A 19,638-nucleotide genomic window follows, 5' to 3' on the forward strand; every position below is an offset into this window, starting at 1 on the left:
GTTCATTCGTTCGCTCATTCGGAGAGCGAGGCGTTGTGATAGACGGCCTGCACGTCGTCCAGGTCTTCCAGCACGTCGAGCAGCTTCTGCATCTTGGCAGCGTCTTCGCCCGCGACCTCGATCGGGTTCTCGGCGCGCATGGTGACTTCGGCGGCGTCGGGTGCGAGGCCGGCCGCTTCGAGCGCGTTTTTCACGGCTTCGAAGTCGCCGACGGCGGTGATCACTTCGATGGCGCCGTCGTCGTCGGTGACCACGTCTTCGGCACCCGCCTCGAGCGCCACTTCCATCACCTTGTCTTCATTGGTGCCGGGGGCGAAGATGATCTGGCCGCAGTGCTTGAACTGGAAGGCCACAGAGCCTTCGGTGCCCATGTTCCCGCCGTGCTTGGAGAAGGCGTGGCGCACTTCGGCCACGGTGCGCACGCGGTTGTCGGTCATGGTGTCGACGATGATCGCCGCGCCGCCGATGCCGTACCCCTCGTAACGAATTTCCTCGTAGTTGACGCCTTCGAGGTTGCCGGTGGCCTTGTCGATGTTGCGCTTGACCGTGTCGATCGGCAGGTTGACCGCCTTGGCCTTTTCGACCGCCAGCCGCAGCCGCGGATTAGCGCTCAGGTCGCCGCCACCGGCGCGGGCGGCCACGGTGATTTCACGGATGGCGCGGGTCCAGAGCTTGCCGCGCTTCTCGTCCTGGCGGCCCTTCCGGTGCTGAATGTTCGCCCATTTGCTGTGTCCGGCCATGGCTTTCTATCTCGCTGTCTTGTGTTTTCAAAGCAAGCTCCGAGTTTACTGTCCGGCGCACACAACGCCCGCCGGCGCCCGGGAATTCGGGCCGGGGCTTTTGGCGATAATCTTTCGATGACGCCATCGCCTACCGTCGGAACCGGGAATCCCGACACCCTCGCGCCCCACGCGCCCCTTCCGCTGTATTACAACAATGAGGTAGAGCACCAGGCGTTCCTTCGCCGTATCTTCGACAGCACCGCGGCGGACTACGACCGCATCGAGGCGGTTCTGGCCTTCGGCACTGGCCCCTCGTACCGTCGCGCTGCACTGCAGCAAGCCGGCCTTGCCGCAGGCGCGGAGGTGCTCGACGTGGGCATCGGCACCGGCCTCGTGGCGCGCGAAGCGCTCAAGATCATCGGCCCCACCGGAAAACTCACCGGCGTCGACCCGAGCGCCGGCATGATGGAACAGGTCAAGCTGCCCGGCGTCGAACTGCTGACGGGCGTGGCCGAAGCGCTTCCCCGTCCCGACGCCAGCTGCGACTTCGTGAGCATGGGCTACGCCATGCGCCACATCAGCGACGTGGCCGCCGCCTTCAGCGAATTCCATCGCGTGCTGCGGCCGGGCGGGCGCGTGATCGTCCTCGAAATCACCAAGCCCGAGGGCCGCATCGCGACGGCGCTGCTCAAGGGCTACATGCGCGCCGTGGTGCCGCTGATCGCCCGCATGGTCGGGCGCCAGCGCAACACCTCCGAGCTGTGGCGCTACTACTGGGACACCATCGAGGCCTGCATTCCGCCCGAGCGGGTGATGCAGGCGCTGGGCGATGCGGGCTTCACCGAAGTCCGCCGCTATCCGAGCCTGGGTGTCTTCTCTTCCTACACCGCCCGCAAACCAGAACGGGCCGCTGAGGCCGCTTGACAGTGCGAGTTCAGGACGACATCTCTTCTTCCCATCTGCGCGTCGAGCGCCTATCGCTGGCGGACAGCCTGGCGCTGGCCACCGACGGCAAGGCGCCCTTCGCCGCCCTCGGCTACGGCACGCCACACAGCGTGGCATGGATGCCGACCGTCAATGCGCGCGTGCTGTCGTCGCACGGCGCCATGGCTGACGTGTGGCAGGTGACGGGCACGCACATCGAGTCGGGCACCACCGGCATCGCGCGCTGGCGCACCGACGGGCACTGGCTGCTCGGCGCCATCGACCTCGACGAAGCCACCGAGAAGCAGGGCTTGGCCGAACTCGCGCACCGCGCCTACCGCGATCTCTTCAAGACGCTCGAGCAGGCCGGAATGCCCCACCTGCAGCGCATCTGGAACTACCTGCCGCAGATCAACGCCGACGGCGGCGGGCTCGAGCGCTACCGCCAGTTCAACCTCGGCCGGCAGGAGGCCTTCTTCGAGGCCGGTCGCGCTGCGTTCGAGGGCGCGCCGGCGGCCTGTGCGCTGGGCATTCACCAGGGCATGCTGTCGATCCGCTTTCTTGCGGGCCAGGCCGCGCCGCTGCCGGTCGAGAACCCGCGGCAGGTCTCGGCCTACCGCTATCCCGAAACCTACGGGCCGCGCTCGCCGACCTTCTCGCGCGCGGCGCTCTCGGACATCGGCGACGGCAACATCGCGCTGTTCATCTCCGGCACCGCGAGCATCGTCGGTCACGAGACGCAGCACCACGGCGACGTGCAGGAGCAGGCACGCGAAACGCTGCGCAACCTGGCCGCCGTGATCGCCGCCGCCAACGAGCGCGCCACGGCGACCTTCTCGCTGGCCGCGCTCGATTGCGTGGTGTACGTGCGCCACCCTTCGGACATCGAGGCGGTGCGCGGCGTGATCGAAAGCGTGCTGGGCGCCGACGCCCCGATGGCGCGTCACGCGGTGTACCTGGAAGCCGACATCTGCCGCAGCGATCTGCTGGTCGAGATCGAGGCCCACACGGTCGCAGCCGGTCGGCTGCAGGCCTGAGCCGCGGCTCGACCGATCGACCGGGGCCGACCATTCATTCCTCCATGATGACCCGCGTGCTGCGCATTCTCTGGGCGATCCCGCTCGCACTGATGCTCTACACGCTGCTGCTGTTCCTCGGCCTGATCTCGCTGGTCTGGAATTTCGTCGCGATGCTGCTCTATCCGGTGATGCCGGTGGGCCCTGCCCGCACGCTGGGGCGAATGACGATCGCCTTCGCCTACCGCATGTTCTGGTGGCTCGCCTCCGTGACCGGCATGATGCGCATCGACGCCGCGTGCCTGGACCCGATGCGCAACGAGCCCGGCGTGATCTTCGTGGCCAACCATCCGACGATGCTCGATGCGCTCTTGCTGGTGGCGCGCCTGCCGCGCAGCGCCTGCATCATGAAGGCGGACCTGCTGCGCAACATTTTCCTCGGCGCGGGCGCGCGACTGGCGCGCTACATCAGCAACGAATCGGCACGGATGATGGTGCGGCTGGCGGTGAACGACCTGCGCAGCGGCGGCCAGCTGGTGATCTTTCCCGAGGGCACGCGCACCGTGACACCGCCGCTCAACGCGTTTCGCCCCGGCGTGACGCTGATCGCCAAGCTCGCGCAGGCGCCGATCCAGACGGTGTTCATCGACACCGATTCGCCCTATCTCAGCAAGGGCTGGCCGCTGTGGCGCGTGCCGCCGCTGCCGATCGTCTTCACCCTGCGGCTGGGCCAGCGCTTCTCGCCCACGCCCGACAGCGACATCCTGCAGGCTGATCTCGAACAATACTTCCGCCAAAACATGGAGCAGCGCGCAACCGACGCGTCCCCCGAATGCCAGACGCCTCGCGCACACACCTTGTCCTGATCCCCAGCTACAACGCGGGCGAGCGCCTGTTCTCGACGGTCGAGGGCGCGCGGGCGCAGTGGAACCCGGTGTGGGTGGTCGTCGACGGCAGCGACGACGGTACCGGCGAGCGCCTGCAGCAAATGGCGGCCGGCGATCCGGGCTTGCGCGTGTGGGTGCTGCCGCAGAACCAGGGCAAGGGCGCGGCCGTGCTGCACGGGCTGCGCGCTGCGAAGGACGCCGGCTTCACGCATGCGCTGACGATGGATTCCGACGGGCAGCATCCGGCGGACCTGATCCCCTCCTTCATGCAGGCCTCGCTGGCCCGGCCCGAAACGATGGTGCTGGGCCGGCCTGTGTTCGACGCCAGTGCGCCGCTGTTGCGGGTGCGCGGGCGGCGCGTGTCGAACGGGTGGACGCAGCTGGAGACGCTGTTCGCGGGGATCGGGGATTCGCTCTACGGCTTCCGCGTGTACCCGGTCGCCGACCTGATCGCCGTGATGGCGCGCCAGCCATGGATGCGCCGCTTCGACTTCGACACCGAAGCCGTCGTGCGACTGGCGTGGCGCGGCGTCAAACCCGTGAACATCGATGCGCCGGTGAAGTACCTGACGGCCGAGGAAGGCGGGGTTTCGCACTTCCGCTATGGGCGCGACAACGTGCTGCTGACCTGGATGCACGCGCGGTTGATGATCGAATTCGTCTTGCGGCTGCCCGGTTTGGTTTTCCGCAAGCTGCGCGGAGCGCCGCCCTTTCAGGACTGACCGGCCGCCGCGCCGCCCAGCGCCTTGTAGAGCGTCATCGTCGCATTGAGCTGGTTCAGCCGATTGAGGGCCAGCGACACCTCCGCGGAACGGCGCCTGTCCTTGGCATCGAGCACCGGCTGCAACGCGGTCGCACCGGCGCGGTAGCGCACCTCCGACAAGGTTTCCGCGCGCTGCGCCTGCTGCAGCGCCACGACCAGCTTTTCGTTCTCGTCACGCAACTGGGTTCGCGACGACAAGGTGTTCTCCACCTCCGACAGCGCCGTGTAGAGCGACTGCCGGAACCCGAGCGCGGCCTCTTCGTACTGCGTCTGCGAGACGGCCACGGTCAATCGCGCGGTGTTCCATTGCAGGAAAGGCAGCGCCAGTCCGGCACCCAGCGTGGCGACAGGGTTCTTCAGCAGCTCGCCCAGCGCAGTGCTCGACGTGCCGAGCGAGCCGGTCAGGCTCAGTGCCGGATAGAAGCCGGTCCGCGTCGCATCGACATTGGCCAGCGATCCGCGCAGGCGTTGCTCCGCGGCGTGCAGGTCGGGCCGGCGGCCCAGCAGGCTGGCGGGCAGGCCGGCGTCGATCGCGGGCAGGCCGGCGTCGATCGCGGGCAGCGCGATGTCCGGCAGTTGCGATGGCTCCTGCGCCGCGGTTTCCGGCGGCCGGTCGAACAGGATCGCCAGCGCATTGCGCGCCTCGACGCGCTGCTGCAGCAGTTGCGTGTGCGCCGCTTCCTGGCTCGCGAGGTTCTGGCCCGCCTGCGCGACATCGAGCCCCGACACGGCGCCGGCCTTGTACTTGGCACGCACCAACGCAAGGATGCGGCGCGCGTCCTCCATCCCCGCCTCGCTCAATGCGATCCGCTGGTTGAGGTAACCCACTTGCCAGTACAGCCCCGCTGTGGTGCCCACCAGCGAAAGCGCGGTGGCCTGCCGGTCCGACTCGGTGGCTTTCAGTTCCCAATCGGCCACGCTGCGCTGCGCCGCCAGCCGGCCCCACAGGTCGAGTTCGTAGCTCAACGTGATGACCGACGACGAATTCGACCCGGCCACGCCGCCGCGCTTGAGGTCATAGCTGCGACCGGTGCTGGCCTGCCCCACCACGCTGGGCGTGAGGTTGGTGTTCGCCAGCCCCGCCAGCAGTTGCGCGCGCTGCACGCGGATGCCGGCCGCGGCGAGGTTGTTGTTGGTGCGCAGCGCGTCGTCGATCAGCGCATCGAGTTGCGGATCGTTGAAAGCACTCCACCAGCGCGCCGGGAATGCCGCGGCCGCGCTCGGCGTGCCGGGCTGCGGCTGCTGCCACGCCCCTGGCACTTCCAGCGGCCGTTGCTCACGCCGTTCGGGCTGGAACAGCGTGCAGCCCCCCAGCACCAACGCCACGGTGAGCACACCCAGGGCAATACTCGGCTTACTCACGTGCAAGCGCCTCGATCGGATCGAGCCGCGCCGCATTGCGCGCCGGCAGGTAGCCGAACAGCACGCCGATCAGCGACGCGCAAAGAAATGCCGACACCACGGCCCCCATCGAAAAGATCATTTGCCATTGCGTCACGAACAACGAAAACAGAAAGCTGATGCCGTACGACAGCACCACGCCGATGAACCCGCCCACGAGGCACACGAGCACCGCCTCGGTCAGGAACTGCTGCAGCACATCGCTCTGCCGCGCGCCCACCGCCATGCGAATGCCGATTTCGCGGGTGCGCTCGGTCACCGACACCAGCATGATGTTCATCACCCCGATGCCGCCCACCACCAGCGAGATCACCGCGATCAGCGAGAGCAGCAATGTGAGCGACTGGCTCGTGCGCTCGGCCGTCTTCACGATGCTGTCCATGTTGAAGGTGAAGAAATCCTTGGTGCCGTGGCGCATCGTGAGCAGCCGCACGATGCTGTCCTCGGCCGCCTTGGTCGGCTGGTCGTCGCGGATGCGCACCGTGATGCCGTCGAAGTGCTGCTGCCCGAACAGGCGGCTCGCGCCGGTGCTGTAGGGCAGCCAGATGTTGAGCGACTTGTTCTCGCCGAACATGCTCTTCTTTTCCTGCGCCACGCCGATCACGGTGCACGGCAGGTTGCCCACCAGGATGACCTTGCCGACCGGCTCGGTGCCATCGGGAAAGAGCTTGCGCCGCGTGTTCTGGTCGATCACCACCACCTGCGACTGGTGGCGCACATCCTCGGCGGTGAACGCGGCGCCGCTCGCCATCTGAACGTCGCGCACGCGAAAGAAAGCGTCGCTCACGCCGTTCACGTTGCCGTTGACGTCGGCGCTGCGGTAGCGCAGGCGAAGGCTGCGCATGGTGGCGGGCGTCACGCTGTGCACATAGGGCTGCGCCGCGATCGCCTGCAGATCGGGCGGCGTCAACGTGCGGATGCTCGCCGCCTTGTCGTCGCCAAAGTCGCGGCCCGGGTACACGTCCAGCGTGTTGGTGCCGATGGCGCGGATGTCCGACAGCACGAAGCGCTTGGCGCCCTCCCCGATGGCCACGATCGACACCACCGAGGTGATGCCGATGACGATGCCCAGCATGGTGAGCGCGGTGCGCATGCGGTGCGCCATCATCGAGCGCCAGGCCATGCGGAAGGCCTCGGCGAAACGGGCCCAGCCGGTGCTGAAGCGCGCGATGCCGAGCTTGGGCCTGGTCATCGCGGGCGGCGTCGACGCATCGGCGCCGACCGCCTGTGCAGGCGCCGCGACGGTCGGCACATTCGGCCGGTCGCCCACGATCACGCCGTCCGCAATCTCGATGATCCGTTCTGTGCAACTCGCCACCTGCATGTCGTGCGTCACGATGATGATCGTGTGGCCCTGCGCATGGAGTTCGCGCAGGATGCCGATGACTTCCTGGCCGCTCTTGCTGTCGAGCGCCCCGGTCGGTTCGTCGGCCAGGATGACCTGGCCGCCGTTCATCAGCGCGCGCGCAATGCTCACCCGCTGCTGCTGGCCGCCCGAGAGCTGGCTCGGCCGGTGCTCGGTCCGGTCTTCGAGGCCCAGGCGCGCAAGCAGCTGCCGCGCCCGCGCCTCGCGCGCCGCGACCTCGGTGCCGGCATACACGGCGGGCACTTCGACGTTGCCGGTGGCCGTCAGGTGCTGCATCAGGTGATAGCGCTGGAAGATGAAGCCGAAGTGCTCGCGCCGCAGCTGGGCGAGCGCATCGCTGTCGAGCGTGCCCACGTCCTGCCCCGAGACGGTGTAGGTGCCGCTGCTGGGCCGGTCGAGGCAGCCGAGGATGTTCATCAGCGTCGACTTGCCCGAGCCCGAGGCGCCGACGATGGCCAGCATCTCGCCGTTGCCGATGTCCAGGTCCACGTCCTTCAGCACCTGCACTTCCTGCTCGCCCGAGGGAAAGCTGCGGCCGATGCCTCGCAGCTTCAGCAGCGGCTCGCTCACTGGCGCTTTCCTCTGCTGCCGCCGCCTTCGCCGCTGCTCGCCGGGTCGAGCGCCGAGGCATCGCCGGTGATGACGGTGTCGCCCTCCTTCAACCCCTCGAGCACCTGCGCCTGGAAGTTGTTGCTGATGCCCACGCGCACCTGGCGCTTTTCCACGGTGTGGTCGGGCTTGAGCACGCGCACTTCCTGGCGGCCGTCCTTGTCGCGCGCGCCGAGCGCGGTGAGCGGCACGGTCAGCGCCTGCTTGGCCTCGCCGAGCATGATCGCCACCTGTGCCGTCATGTCGACGCGCAGCGTGCGGTCGGGGTTGGGCACGTCGAACAGCGCATTGAAGAACACCGCGTTGTTGATCTTCTCGGGCGACGGCTGCACCGCGCGCAGCGTGCCGTAGTAGCGCTTGTCAGGGTCGCCCAGGATGGTGAAGTACACCGGCTGCCCCGGCTTCACACGCACCACGTCGGCCTCGGAGACCTGCGCCTTCACCGTCATGGTGGACAGGTCGGCCAGCTTCATCAGCGTGGGCACCTGGAAGGCAGCCACCACGGTCTGGCCTTCGAGCGTGCTGATGGAGACCACGTCGCCGTCGATGGGCGCGACGATGCGGGTGTACGAGAGGTTGGTCTGCGCGGAGGCCAGAGCCAGCCTCTGCTGGCGGATCTGCGCTTCCAGAGAGACGCCGTCGGCACGCAGCGCGCGCAGTTCGGCGTCGGCGCTTTCCATGTCCTGCTTCGCGGCCGCGTCCTGCGCGAGCATTTCCTGCTGCCGGGTCCAGGTGAGCTGGGCCTGCTTGATCCGCACTTCCTTCGCGAGCTTCTGCGCCTGCAGGTTGTCGAGCTTGGCCTGCTCCTGCGCGAAGGTGTTCTGCGAAATGACTGGGTCGATCTCGGCGAGCCAATCGCCCTTCTTCACCGTCTGGCCCAGCACCACCTTGAGCGACTTGAGCTGGCCGCTGACCTGCGCGCCCACCTCCACCTGCCTGAGTGCCTGCAGCACGCCGGTGGCAAGCACCGCGTTCTCGAGGTCGGTGCGCTGCACCGTGGCGGTGAGGTATTCGGTCTTCTTGGCCGGGCTCAGCCAGAAGAAAGCGATCACGGCCAGGACGACGAGCGCTGCAATACCGAGAAGGACTTTGCGCGATCGCCGCGGGGGGGTGTTAGGCATGCAAGGAGGTGAAAGTGGAACACGCTGCGGGAAAGGAGCGGATCGATCCTAGCCCCGCTTTCTGAAGACCAGCTAAAGAGGGAGTTCCCTCGAAGGGCTACTTCGTTCCATTGTTACCGTTGGGGCGGCATGAAAAACGGCGCGGCTCGCGACCCCTTTTCAGGGCAGCGAGCCGCGCCGTTTCGGATGCGAAGAAAGAACTCAGCGCGCGGTGCGGCGGCGCAGGAGCAGCGTGATCAACAGCAGCGAGAGAACCACGAACGCCACGAACGACCAGTTCGCCAGCGTCAGGCCGAACAGCGTCCAGTCGACCTTGGAGCAGTCGCCGCCGCCACGGAAGATCAGCGGCAGCGCCCGCTTGAGCGGAAAGGTCTCGATCATCCCGTAGAGGTCGCGCCCGCAGGACACGACTTCGGGCGGATACCACTGCAGCCAGCTTTGCGAGGCCGCCGTGTAGGCGCCGCCCACCGCCGACACCAGCGCCAGCACCCCGCCCGTCACCTGCAGCGCGCGGTTGCGGAAGATGGCGGCCAGCCCCGTGAAGATGGCCACCAGCACCAGCGCATACCGTTGCACGATGCACATGGGGCAAGGCTCGAGCCCCACCACGTGCTGCAGGTAGAGCCCGAAGGCCAGCATGAGGACACAGGCCAGGCAGATCAGCCCGAGCGCGCGGCGCGGCGCGCCGAAGTACCAATCGATCAAGGAGACACCCAATCTTCTTCTACGAACACCCTGGCCTTGCGCGGATTGGCGACGACGGTGTCGCCCTCCTTCAAGCCCAGGTCACGGAACTGTTGCGCAGGGAGTTGCGCCTCGATGATGGTTCCGGAGCCCGGATTATCTGGATTCGATTCGGTGGGCTCAAGTTCCAGCCGCGCGATCGGGCCGACGACGATAGCGCGCGACAGCGTAGCGACGATGCCGGCGGCGCCCGACACGTAGCGTGTCACATCCAGGTCATGGGGACGAACGTAGGCCATGGCCTTGGCATCGCGCGCACCGCTGTGCTCGGGCGAGTCGAGGCGCATGCCATCGAGCTGCACCTGGCCGTTGTCGGCGCGGCCATGGAACAGGTTCACGTCGCCGAGGAACCCGTAGACAAAAGGACTCGCGGGCTTGTCCCACACGTCCTGCGGCGAGCCGACCTGCTCGATCTGCCCCTTGTTGATGACCACCACGCGGTCGGCCACTTCGAGCGCCTCTTCCTGGTCGTGCGTGACGAAGATCGAGGTGACGTGCAGTTCGTCGTGCAGCCGGCGCAGCCAGCGGCGCAATTCCTTGCGCACCTTGGCGTCGAGCGCGCCGAAGGGCTCGTCGAGCAACAGCACCTTGGGCTCCACCGCGAGCGCGCGGGCGAGCGCAATGCGCTGGCGCTGGCCGCCCGAGAGCTGCGACGGGTAGCGGTCGGCCAGCCAGTCGAGCTGCACCAGCTTGAGCAGGTCGGTCACCTTGGCCTTGATCTGCGCTTCGCTCGGGCGCTCCTTGCGCGGCTTCACGCGCGGGCCGAAGGCGACGTTCTCGAACACGGTCATGTGGCGGAACAGCGCGTAGTGCTGGAACACGAAGCCCACCTGGCGTTCGCGCACATGCACGTCGGTGGTGTCCTCGCCCGAGAACAGGATGCTGCCGGTGTCGGCCGTCTCCAGCCCCGCGATGATGCGCAGCAGCGTGGTCTTGCCACAGCCCGAGGGGCCGAGCAGCGCGACGAGCTCGCCCGACTCCACGTCGAGGTTCACGTTGCGCAGCGCGCGGAAGTCGCCGAACTGCTTGCTGATGTTGCGGATTTCGATGCTCATGATTTCTTCTTTCTCTCAGGCGGCCGTGGCTTCCGGGGGACGCTCGGGCGGCAGTTCGGCGATGGCTTTCATCTCGCGCTCATGGCGCCACTCGATCACCGACTTGATCACCAGCGTGACCAGCGCCAGGATCGCCAGCAGCGAAGCCACGGCGAACGCAGCCACCGACTGGTATTCGTTGTAGAGCACTTCCACATGCAGCGGCATGGTGTTGGTCTGGCCGCGGATGTGGCCCGACACCACCGACACCGCGCCGAACTCGCCCATGGCGCGCGCATTGCAGAGGATCACGCCGTACAGCAGGCCCCACTTGATGTTGGGCAGCGTCACGCGCCAGAAGGTCTGCCAGCCGGTCGCGCCGAGCACGATGGCCGCCTGCTCCTCGTCGGTGCCCTGCGCCTGCATCAGCGGGATCAGTTCGCGCGCGATGAAGGGGAAGGTCACGAACACGGTCGCCAGCACGATGCCGGGCACGGCGAAGATGATCTTGATGTCGTGCTCGGCCAGCCACGGGCCGATCCAGCCCTGCGCACCGAACACCAGCACGTAGATCAGGCCCGCCACCACCGGCGACACCGCGAACGGCAGGTCGATCAGCGTGGTGAGAAAGGCCTTGCCGCGGAACTCGAACTTGGCAACCGCCCAGGCGGCCGCCACGCCGAACACCAGGTTCAACGGCACCGCGATGGCCGCCGTGATCAGCGTGAGGCGGATGGCGCTCCAGGCGTCGGGCTCCTTCAGTGCTTCGAAGTACGCCGAGGCGCCCTTGCGCAGCGCCTCGGTCGCCACGGCGGCCAGCGGCAGCACGAGGAAGAGGAACATGAACGCGAGCGCAATGCCGATTAGCGTCCAGCGGACCCAGGCCGCTTCGGTGGTGCCGGCCTGCGCGCGGCGAATGACTTTGGAAGGTGCGCTCATGTCAGGCCCCCGCCCTGCGGCGTTGCCATGCTTGCAGGCCGTTGATGACCAGGAGCAGCAGGAACGAAATGACCAGCATCACCAGCGCAACCGCGGTGGCGCCCGCGTAGTCGTACTGCTCCAGCTTGCCGATGATGATGAGCGGCGTGATCTCCGAGATCATCGGCATGTTGCCGGCGATGAAGATCACCGAGCCGTATTCGCCGATGGCACGCGCGAAGGCCATGGCAAAGCCGGTGAGCAGCGCCGGCGCAATCGACGGAAAGATCACCTTGGTGAAGGTCTGCAGCCGCGTCGCGCCGAGCGAGGTGGCGGCTTCTTCGAGTTCCTTCTCGGCGTCTTCCAGCACCGGCTGCACGGTGCGCACCACGAACGGCAGCCCGATGAAGATCAGCGCGATCACGATGCCCGCCGGCGTGAAGGCCAGCTTGATGCCGTGCGGCTCGAGCAGTTGCCCGATCCAGCCGTTGCCCGCGAGCAGCGCCGTGAGCGAGATGCCGGCCACGGCCGTCGGCAGTGCGAACGGCAGGTCGACCAGCGCATCGACGATGCGCTTGCCAGGAAACTTGTAGCGCACCAGCACCCAGGCCACCAGCAGGCCGAACACCGCATTCACCACCGCCGCGATCAGCGAGGCGCCGAAGGTCAGGCGGTAGGAGGCCATCACGCGCGGCGCGGTCACGGCCACCCAGAACTGGTCCCAGGTCAGCGTGAAGGTCCGGAAGACCAGCGCCGACAGCGGGATCAGCACGATCAGGCTGAGGTAGAGGATGGAGAAGCCGAGCGTGATGTGAAAACCCGGCAGCACGCGCTTGGCGCCCCCTGCCCGGTTGGCACGCGAAAAAGGCGCTCCCGCGGACGGGAGCGCCGAAGAGACTGCGCCGCTCATTTACTTCGCGCCGGGCGTGTAGAGCTTGTCGAACTGGCCGCCGTCGTTGAAGTGCACCTTCTGTGCTTCGCCGAGGCTGCCGAACAGTTCCTGCACCGTGAAGAGCTGCAGCGGCTTGAACGTTGCGGCGTACTTCTTGAGCACGGCCTGCGAGCGCGGACGCAGCGCGTGCTTGGCGGCGATTTCCTGTGCTTCTTCGGAGTAGAGCCAGTCGAGGTAGGCCTTGGCGAGTTCGCCGGTGCCCTTCTTGGCGACGGTGCGCTCGACCACGGCGACCGGGTTCTCGGCCACGATGCTGATCGACGGGTACACCGAGTCGACCTTGCCGGTGCCGAATTCGCGGTCGATGGAGACCACTTCCGATTCGAAGGTGATCAGCGCATCGCCGATGTTGCGTTGCAGGAAGGCGGTGGTGGCGTCGCGGCCGCCGCGTGCCAGCACCGGCGTGTTCTTGAAGAGCTTGCCCACGAACTCGGCGGCCTGCGCATCGGTGCCGCCCTTCTTCTTGATGTAGCCCCAGGCCGCCAGGTAGGCGTAGCGGCCGTTGCCGCCGGTCTTGGGGTTGACGATCACGACCTGGATGCCGGGCTTGACCAGGTCGTCCCAGTCCTTGATGCCCTTGGGGTTGCCGTTGCGCACGAGGAACAGCATGGTCGAGGTGGTCGGCGATGCGTTCTCGGGGAATTTCTTGGTCCAGTCCTTGGCGACCACACCGGCATTGGCCAGGAAATCGATGTCGGTCGAGGTGTTCATGGTCACCACGTCGGCATCGAGGCCGTCGGCCACCGACCGCGCCTGCGCGCTGGAGCCGCCATGCGACTGGTCGACCTTCACGTCCTTGCCGGTGGCCTTCTTGTAGTGCGCCACGAACGCTGCGTTGTAGTCCTTGTAGAACTCGCGGGCCACGTCGTACGAGGCGTTCAGCAGCGTGGTGCCTTGTGCAAAGGCGCTGCTGCCGGCGAGTGCGGAGGACGCCAGCGCGAGCACGGCGACGAAGGTCTTGATTCTGGAAGTCATGTGGTTGCCAAGGTTTCTGAAAAATCACGGCCCGCCGACCAGGCGGCGGGCTCGTCGGTCAAGGATTGGAGCAAGGCCAGGCCGAGCGGCCAGTCTCCGTGCCCCGAATCGATGTTGATATGGCCCGCATTCTGCATGCGCACGAATTCGCTGCCCCAGGCCCGCGAATATGCACCCGCCAGGCGGATGGGACAGTAGGGGTCGTTGCTGCTGGCCACCACGATGCTGCGGTACGGCAGCGTGGCGTAGGGCACGGGCGCGAAGTCGGACAGCACCGCGCGGCGCTCGGGGTCGGCCGGGGCCACCAGCAGCGCGCCCTGGATGCGGGCGGCGGCCTCGGGCGGCAGGTGCGCGGTGGCGATACAGCCCAGGCTGTGCGCCGCGATCACCACCGGGCCGGGCGTCTCGAGCACCAGCTTGGCAAGCGCCGGCACCCAGGCGTCGCGCTTGGGCGAGGCCCAGTCGTCCTGCACCACCCGCGCGGCGCCCGGAATGCGCTCTTCCCACAGGCTCTGCCAATGGCCAGGCCCGGAATCCCTCCAGCCCGGCACGATGACGACGCGCGTCTGCATCTGCGAATGCCGCCTGTGCCGCTTACTTGTTGGGCTGCGGCGTGATGCGCAGGTAAGGCTTCACGGCCTTGAAGCCCTTGGGGAAGCGCTCGGCGAGTTCGGCCGGGTCCTGGATGCTGGGGATGATGACCACGTCATCGCCGTCCTTCCAGTTCACGGGGGTGGCGACCTTGTGGCTGTCGGTGAGCTGCAGCGAGTCGATCACGCGGATGATTTCGTCGAAGTTGCGGCCGGTCGATGCCGGGTAGGTGATGGTGGTGCGGATCACCTTCTTCGGATCGATGATGAACACGCTGCGAACGGTGGCCGTGGCCGAGGCGTTCGGGTGGATCAGGTCGTACAGGTCGGCCACCTTGCGGTCGGCATCCGCAATGATCGGGAAGTTGACGGTGGTGTTCTGCGTTTCGTTGATGTCGCCGATCCATTCCTTGTGCTTGGTGGCCGGATCGACGCTCAGCGCGATGGGCTTGACGCCGCGCTTGGCGAATTCGCCCGACAGCGCCGCCGTCTTGCCCAGTTCGGTGGTGCACACGGGCGTGAAATCGGCCGGATGTGAGAAGAACACGACCCATGAATCGCCAGCCCACTGATAGAAGTCGAGAGGGCCTTCGCTGGAGTCCTGGGTGAAATTGGGGGCGGTGTCGCCGAGTCGCAGAGTAGCCATGGTCGCTCCTGGATGGATGGGAGCTTCGGATTGTGCGAACCCCGGCAAGGATGACAAACGAATATCTACTTGTTTGGTTATGGCGTTTTCCGCATAACGGGGTGTGAATTGCAGGGTTCCCCGTCCGGCCTGAGCAAAGGCGCCCCCTCGATGCCCTGCAGGTGCTCGAACAGGAAATCGATCAGGCGCCGCACCGCCGGCACCAGCGCGCGCCGCGGCGGAAACACCATGTGCGCGACGGCGTCCTCCGGTCCCCAGTCGCACAGCACCTTCACCAGCCGGCCGGCCTCGATGTCGTCCGCGCACATGTAGCCCGGCAGCAGCGTGGCGCCGATGCCGGCGATCGCGGCGATCTGCAGCGTGGCGATGTCGTCCGCCACGTAGCGCGGCGTGTGCGTGTGGACGTAGGCCTTGCCTTTCGGGCCCGAGAGCCGCCATTCGGCGCGGCCCTCGCCGTTGACCGACATCGCCATGGTGTCCAGCCGCGCCAGGTCGGCAGGCGTCTCCACCGGCCCTTGCCGCTCCATCAGCGCCGGGCTGGCCACCAGCACCCCGCGGCCGGTGCCCAGGACCTTGGCCACCAGCGTGGCGCTTTCCTCGACCACGGGCCGCACGCGCAGCGCGATGTCGAAGCCCTCTTCGATCAGGTCCACCGGGCGATTGATGACCCGCACGTCGACCCGCACCGCCGGGTAGCGTTCCATGAAGAGCGGCAGCAACTGGGCCACCCCGCTGTACGCCATCGTGATCGGAACGCTCAGCCGCACCAGCCCGCTCGGCTCGTTCTGTACCTGCGCCACCGACTCGGCCGCGGCCTGCGCCGCGTCGCGCATGGCGGCGGCGTGCCGCAGGTAGATCTCGCCCGCTGGCGTGAGCGACAGGCGCCGGGTGCTGCGCTGCATCAGCTGAACGCCCAGGCGCTCCTCCAGTTCCGCCACGCGGCGGGAGAGCCGCGACTTGGGAATGCCGAGCGCCCGGCTGGCGGCAGCGAAACCGCCCCGCTCGGCCACTTCAGCGAAAAAAACCATGTCGTTGAGGTCTTGCATGCGCTGATTGTCCCGCAATCAGGACGATCTATGCAAATTTTGGCTACTTATCAATCAATCGACCCAAAAATAGAATTACCCCAACGCCGGCCACCTTTGAGCGCCGACACCATCCACACGAAAGTGATTGATATGAAGCTGCTCCACATCGACTCCAGCATCCTCGGTGCCTATTCGACCTCCCGCCTGCTGACGGCAGAGACCGTGGCCGCCTGGAAGGCCGCGCACCCCGACACCACGGTCGAATACCTCGACCTCGCCGTCGACGCCCCCGCGCACTTCGGCGCCGACGCCCTGGCCATCAAGACCGGCCCGCAGGCTGAACCCACCGAAGCCCAGCAACGCGAGAACGCGCTGTCGGAAAAACTGGTGAGCCAGTTCCTGGCCGCGGACGTGGTCGTCATCGGCGCCCCGCTCTACAACTTCTCGATTCCGACGCAGCTCAAGGCCTGGATCGACCGCCTCGGGCAGGTCGGCCGCACCTTCAAGTACACCGAGACCGGCCCCGTGGGCCTGGCCGGCGGCAAGACCGTGATCGTGGCTTCCAGCCGCGGCGGCGTCTACTCGACCAGCGACTGGGGCCAGGGCGCCGAGCACCAGGAGAGCTACCTCAAGGTGGTGTTCGGCTTCTTCGGCATCACCGACGTGCGCATCGTGCGCGCCGAGGGCGTGGCCATGGGCGACGAGCCCAAGGCGACCGCGCTGGCTGCTGCGCGTTCGGACATCCTGGTGGCAACGGCTGAAGCCGCGAACCAGAAGGATGTTGCGCAGGTCGCCTGAGCCTCGGCTTGCGCCAAAAACAAAGCCGCCCCTCGGGGCGGCTTTTTCATGGGCGTCGATCGCCCGGATCTGCGTACCCGTCAGGCAGCCGAATGGGTCTTGACCCAGGCCACGTACTTGTCCATCCAGCCCTGCAGGAATTTCTTCGAGCCTTCGTTGCCGACGTGGCCCTTGTCGTCGAACAGGTCGTCCTTGTTCTGCAGGAACACCTCGGGGGCGCCCATCGTGGGCACGTCGAGATACGCCAGGATGTTGCGCAGGTGCTGCTGCGCCAGCGCGGTGCCGATGGCGCCCACCGAGATGCCGATCACGCCGGCCGGCTTGCCGCCCCAGACGCTCTGGCCGTAGGGGCGCGAGGCGTGGTCGATGGCATTCTTCAGCACGCCGGGGATCGAACGGTTGTATTCGGGCGTGACGAACAGGAGGCCCTGCGCGGCCGCGATTTCGCTCTTCAGGCGCTTCACCGCGGGCGCCTGGTTGCCGTCGTCGTCCTGGTTGTAGAGCGGCAGGTCGTCGATGCGCACGTGCTCGAAGGTGAAGTCCGAAGGCGCGAGGTGGGCCAGCGCGAGCGCGAGCTTCTGGTTGAACGAATCCTTGCGAAGACTGCCGACAACGACGGCGATCCGGGTCTGGGCCATGGGAAAACTCCTTGGTGTGGATGAAATGTCTGGAGGGAAGGTCCGAAAGACGAACGCGATTATGCGAATCGCCCATGACCTTTTCCGGAAAAGCTCTTGTGCTGCCGGCTCCCCCGCTGCGCGCGCCGCGCCAGCCGGTTCGCCAGGCGGTCCAGCCCGGTGCACAGCAGCCAGTAGATCGCGCCCACCAACATGAAGATCTCCGCCGGATAGACCATCGTGCGCGCATTCACCTGCGAGGCCACGAACGACAGCTCGCCCACGCCGACGATGTAGGCCAGCGAGCTGTCCTTCACCAGCGTGACCCACTGGTTGATGAACGACGGCAGCATCATCCGCAGCGCCTGCGGCAGCACGATGTACCGCAGCGTGCCCCATCGCGTGAGGCCCAGCGACAGGCCCGCGGCCCACTGCCCCGCCCCGATGCCGCGGATGCCCGCGTGCACCGCATGCGCAAGATACGCACCGCCCACGAGCGACAGCGCGCACATCACCGACAGCACGCCCGGCACGCTCACGCCGAGCGCGAACGGCAGCAGGAAGTAGGTCCAGAAGATCAGCATCAGCACCGGGATCGCGCGAAAGAACCCCAGCACCAGCGTGAGCCCGGTCCTGAGGGCACCCGTGGCCGTGGCAAGCCCGATGCCCCACGCCAGGCCGAGCACCGCCGAGGCGATGCCCGAGCCCGCGCTCAGCAGGAGCGTGAGCGCGGCGCCACCGAGCTGCCCTTGCGGAAACGCCCCCCACAGCAGGTACGGCAGGCTGTCCCACAGCGTCTCGATCACCGTCATGCAGCGCGCCCCGGCGAGAACGCCTGCCGCCGCGCCGCCCACGCGGCCAGCACCTCGATCGCGCCGATGGTCACGATGTAGAGCGCCGTCGCCAGGCCGAAAGCCTGGAAGGTCTTGAAGGTCTCGGCCTCCACCTGCCGCGAGGCGTACGAGAGTTCGACCAGCCCCACCGCCATCGCGAGCGAGGTGTTCTTCACGATGTTCATGTATTGCCCGAGGAGCGGCGGCAAGGCGATGCGCAGCGCCTGCGGCAGCACGACCTGGGCCAGCACCTGCGCGCGCGTGAAGCCCAGCGCCGAGGCCGCGAGCGTCTGGCCGACAGGCACGCCGCGGATGCCCGAGCGGATGTCCTCGCCCACATAGGCCGCGGCGTAGAGCGTGAGCCCGACCAGGGCCGAGAGAAATTCGAACGAGAGCAGGTGCCCCGCATACAGCCACTCGCGCGCCGCCTCGGGCAGCACGCTGGGCGCACCGAAGTACCAGAAGAAAAGCTGCACCAGGAGCGGCGTGTTGCGAAACAGCGAGACATACGCGCCCGTCAGGCGCAGCAACGCGGGCCGGCTCGACGAGCGGCCCGCGGCAATGACGACGCCGAGCACGGTGGCACCCGCCGCCACCAGCAGCGAGGCCCACAGGGTCGCGAGCCAGCCGTCGAGCAGCCAGCCGATGTAGCGAGGCGCGAGCAAGTGCTCCCGCAACTGGTCGATCAAGGCCGCATCGACCTCAATTGGCCGCCACGCGCTGGTCGCCGATCTTCAGGAGGCGCGGCAGCGGCGCCTTGCTGTTCGGGCCGAACCAGGCGTCGTAGATCGCGAGGGCGCGGCCGTTCTTCTCGCTCTCGGCCAGCCAGGTGTTGAGCGCCTCGAGCAGGCGCGCCTCGCCCTTGGGCACCGCGGCGCCCAGGTACTCCCTGGACACGGTGATCGGCGGGATCTCGTATTTCTCCTTGTCGGGAATCGCATTCCACTGGGCCGTGAGCTTCACGCCGTCGTTGGTGATGGCCTGCACGTTGCCGTTGCGCAGCGCGGCCAGCGCGAAGGGCGAATCGTCGTACAGCACGACCTTCGCGTCGGGGTAGTTCTTGCGCAGGTTGGCCTCCATCGTCGTGCCCTTCTCGGTACCGATGCGGATGTCCTTGATCTGCGCGGCGTCCTTCAGCACGCCCTTCTTTGCCAGGAACTGCTGGCCGACCAGGAAGTAAGGCGTCGTGAAGTCCACCGCCTTGGCGCGCTCGTCGGTGATGGTGAAGCTTGCGAACACCACGTCGACCTTGCCCGAGGTCAGGAGCGGAATGCGGTTGGCCGGGTTGGTCGGCACCAGCTCGATCTTCACGCCCAGGCTCTTGGCGAACTCGGTGGCCAGGTCGATGTCGTGGCCCACCTGCTTCTTGCTGGCCGGATCGATGTAGCCGAAAGGCGGGTTGCCGTCGAATGCGGCCACGCGCAATACGCCGGCCTTCCTGACGTCGTCCAGCTTGTCGGCCCAGGCCGAGCTGCCGAATGCGAAAAAGCCGGCGGCCAGCGCCAGGCTCGAAACGATGAATTTGCTGCGGGTCATGCCTGCTCTTCGGAAATGGAAAGGCGCGACTCTAGGCAGCACGCACCCGTGCGCCAACTAAGCAAATTCCGCTTGCATATGCCCCTGCGAGTTGGGCATGAACTAATGAAAAAAGCTTCGTGGTGCGGCGTGCTTCCGGCCTCTACAGTCGCCGGCCT

The 19,638-nt window shown here is 67.1% G+C and carries 21 protein-coding genes; 5 read left to right on the top strand and 16 right to left on the bottom strand.

Annotated elements, in window-relative coordinates; translation table 11 throughout:
- Positions 1-14: 14 nt before the first annotated feature.
- Complete coding sequence (locus GNX71_RS17895; RefSeq protein WP_206173565.1) at positions 15-740, bottom strand: YebC/PmpR family DNA-binding transcriptional regulator; 726 nt, start codon at positions 738-740, stop codon at positions 15-17.
- 117 nt (positions 741-857) lie between these two features.
- On the opposite strand from GNX71_RS17895, the gene GNX71_RS17900 reads away from it, so the two are divergent.
- The 4 genes from GNX71_RS17900 to GNX71_RS17915 are packed head-to-tail and all read left to right on the top strand — an operon-like array spanning position 858 to position 4,271.
- On the top strand, positions 858-1,646 hold the full coding sequence (locus GNX71_RS17900; RefSeq protein ID WP_206173566.1) for a class I SAM-dependent methyltransferase: 789 nt from the start codon (positions 858-860) through the stop codon (positions 1,644-1,646).
- A 2-nt stretch (positions 1,647-1,648) separates the two neighbouring features.
- Positions 1,649-2,683, top strand: a complete 1,035-nt coding sequence (locus GNX71_RS17905; protein WP_206179542.1) for a Rid family hydrolase — start codon at positions 1,649-1,651, stop codon at positions 2,681-2,683.
- Between the two features lie 44 nt (positions 2,684-2,727).
- Positions 2,728-3,528 carry a lysophospholipid acyltransferase family protein gene (locus GNX71_RS17910; protein WP_241026970.1) on the top strand — a complete coding sequence of 267 codons (801 nt, stop codon included), beginning with the start codon at positions 2,728-2,730 and terminating at the stop codon, positions 3,526-3,528.
- Positions 3,495-4,271 (top strand): glycosyltransferase family 2 protein, encoded by a 777-nt coding sequence (locus tag GNX71_RS17915; protein ID WP_206173567.1) that lies wholly within the window; start codon positions 3,495-3,497, stop codon positions 4,269-4,271. The genes GNX71_RS17910 and GNX71_RS17915 overlap by 34 nt, the downstream gene beginning before the upstream one ends.
- Here GNX71_RS17915 and GNX71_RS17920 read toward each other — a convergent pair.
- From GNX71_RS17920 to GNX71_RS17970, 11 genes are all read right to left on the bottom strand, one after another.
- Complete coding sequence (locus tag GNX71_RS17920; protein ID WP_206173568.1) at positions 4,262-5,674, bottom strand: efflux transporter outer membrane subunit; 1,413 nt, start codon at positions 5,672-5,674, stop codon at positions 4,262-4,264. The two genes, GNX71_RS17915 and GNX71_RS17920, sit on opposite strands and share 10 nt — an antisense overlap.
- A complete protein-coding gene (macB, locus tag GNX71_RS17925; RefSeq protein ID WP_206173569.1) occupies positions 5,667-7,649 on the bottom strand; it encodes a macrolide ABC transporter ATP-binding protein/permease MacB in 1,983 nt (660 codons plus the stop codon). Before macB ends, GNX71_RS17920 begins: the two co-directional genes overlap by 8 nt.
- The gene (gene macA / locus GNX71_RS17930; protein ID WP_206173570.1) at positions 7,646-8,809 is read right to left on the bottom strand and encodes a macrolide transporter subunit MacA; all 1,164 of its coding nucleotides are present in this window, start codon (positions 8,807-8,809) and stop codon (positions 7,646-7,648) included. The genes macB and macA overlap by 4 nt, the downstream gene beginning before the upstream one ends.
- 201 nt (positions 8,810-9,010) lie before the next feature.
- Positions 9,011-9,514, bottom strand: coding sequence for a disulfide bond formation protein B (locus tag GNX71_RS17935; RefSeq protein WP_206173571.1), 504 nt, complete (start codon positions 9,512-9,514; stop codon positions 9,011-9,013).
- Positions 9,511-10,608, bottom strand: a complete 1,098-nt coding sequence (locus GNX71_RS17940; RefSeq protein WP_206173572.1) for a sulfate ABC transporter ATP-binding protein — start codon at positions 10,606-10,608, stop codon at positions 9,511-9,513. The genes GNX71_RS17935 and GNX71_RS17940 overlap by 4 nt, the downstream gene beginning before the upstream one ends.
- Positions 10,609-10,623: 15 nt before the next feature.
- Positions 10,624-11,526: a sulfate ABC transporter permease subunit CysW gene (gene cysW, locus GNX71_RS17945; RefSeq protein WP_206173573.1), complete on the bottom strand. Its 903-nt coding sequence runs from the start codon at positions 11,524-11,526 to the stop codon at positions 10,624-10,626.
- A gap of 1 nt (position 11,527) precedes the next feature.
- Positions 11,528-12,415: a sulfate ABC transporter permease subunit CysT gene (gene cysT / locus GNX71_RS17950; protein ID WP_206173574.1), complete on the bottom strand. Its 888-nt coding sequence runs from the start codon at positions 12,413-12,415 to the stop codon at positions 11,528-11,530.
- A complete protein-coding gene (locus GNX71_RS17955; RefSeq protein ID WP_206173575.1) occupies positions 12,416-13,432 on the bottom strand; it encodes a sulfate ABC transporter substrate-binding protein in 1,017 nt (338 codons plus the stop codon).
- The gene (locus GNX71_RS17960) at positions 13,429-14,004 is read right to left on the bottom strand and encodes an alpha/beta hydrolase (RefSeq protein WP_206173576.1); all 576 of its coding nucleotides are present in this window, start codon (positions 14,002-14,004) and stop codon (positions 13,429-13,431) included. Before GNX71_RS17960 ends, GNX71_RS17955 begins: the two co-directional genes overlap by 4 nt.
- Positions 14,005-14,026: 22 nt before the next feature.
- Positions 14,027-14,668, bottom strand: coding sequence for a peroxiredoxin (locus tag GNX71_RS17965; RefSeq protein ID WP_206173577.1), 642 nt, complete (start codon positions 14,666-14,668; stop codon positions 14,027-14,029).
- 77 nt (positions 14,669-14,745) lie between these two features.
- Positions 14,746-15,714, bottom strand: coding sequence for a LysR family transcriptional regulator (locus tag GNX71_RS17970; protein ID WP_206173578.1), 969 nt, complete (start codon positions 15,712-15,714; stop codon positions 14,746-14,748).
- A 132-nt stretch (positions 15,715-15,846) separates the two neighbouring features.
- Between GNX71_RS17970 and GNX71_RS17975 the strand changes: the two genes are divergently transcribed.
- Positions 15,847-16,494 (top strand): NAD(P)H-dependent oxidoreductase, encoded by a 648-nt coding sequence (locus GNX71_RS17975; protein ID WP_206173579.1) that lies wholly within the window; start codon positions 15,847-15,849, stop codon positions 16,492-16,494.
- Positions 16,495-16,574: 80 nt separating this feature from the next.
- Here GNX71_RS17975 and GNX71_RS17980 read toward each other — a convergent pair whose 3' ends face one another.
- Genes GNX71_RS17980 through GNX71_RS17995 form a run of 4 tightly spaced genes read right to left on the bottom strand, consistent with a single transcriptional unit; the run spans position 16,575 to position 19,480 of the window.
- A complete protein-coding gene (locus tag GNX71_RS17980) occupies positions 16,575-17,132 on the bottom strand; it encodes an NAD(P)H-dependent oxidoreductase (RefSeq protein WP_206173580.1) in 558 nt (185 codons plus the stop codon).
- Positions 17,133-17,191: 59 nt separating this feature from the next.
- Positions 17,192-17,923, bottom strand: a complete 732-nt coding sequence (locus GNX71_RS17985) for an amino acid ABC transporter permease (RefSeq protein WP_206173581.1) — start codon at positions 17,921-17,923, stop codon at positions 17,192-17,194.
- Positions 17,920-18,633 carry an amino acid ABC transporter permease gene (locus tag GNX71_RS17990; RefSeq protein ID WP_206173582.1) on the bottom strand — a complete coding sequence of 238 codons (714 nt, stop codon included), beginning with the start codon at positions 18,631-18,633 and terminating at the stop codon, positions 17,920-17,922. The genes GNX71_RS17985 and GNX71_RS17990 overlap by 4 nt, the downstream gene beginning before the upstream one ends.
- Before the next feature lie 13 nt (positions 18,634-18,646).
- Positions 18,647-19,480 (bottom strand): ABC transporter substrate-binding protein, encoded by an 834-nt coding sequence (locus tag GNX71_RS17995; protein ID WP_206173583.1) that lies wholly within the window; start codon positions 19,478-19,480, stop codon positions 18,647-18,649.
- Positions 19,481-19,638: the final 158 nt, after the last annotated feature.

This window comes from Variovorax sp. RKNM96 (genome assembly GCF_017161115.1).
Taxonomy (GTDB): Bacteria; Pseudomonadota; Gammaproteobacteria; order Burkholderiales; family Burkholderiaceae_C; genus Variovorax.